The following is a 227-nucleotide window of genomic DNA, read 5'->3' on the forward strand; positions in this document are numbered from 1 at the left end:
AGCTTGGCCAGACGCTCCTGGAGCTTCTCACGGTCGTAGTCGGAGTCCGTACGCTCGATCTCGGCACGGATCTCGTTGACCCGGCCGGCGATCGCGTCGGGGTCACCGGCGCCGTCCACGACGGTCGTCTCGTCCTTGGTCACCACGACCTTGCGGGCGCGGCCAAGCAGGTCGAGAGTGGCGTTCTCGAGCTTGAGACCGACCTCCTCGGCGATGACCTGACCACC

1 pseudogene is annotated in these 227 nt (G+C 67.0%); it reads right to left on the reverse strand.

The features are described 5' to 3' along the window. Window positions 1-227, reverse strand: a pseudogene (gene groEL, locus V5E28_RS49370) (chaperonin GroEL); the annotation flags it as partial.

It is taken from the genome of Nonomuraea sp. LPB2021202275-12-8 (assembly GCF_037044575.1).
GTDB lineage: Bacteria > Actinomycetota > Actinomycetes > Streptosporangiales > Streptosporangiaceae > Nonomuraea.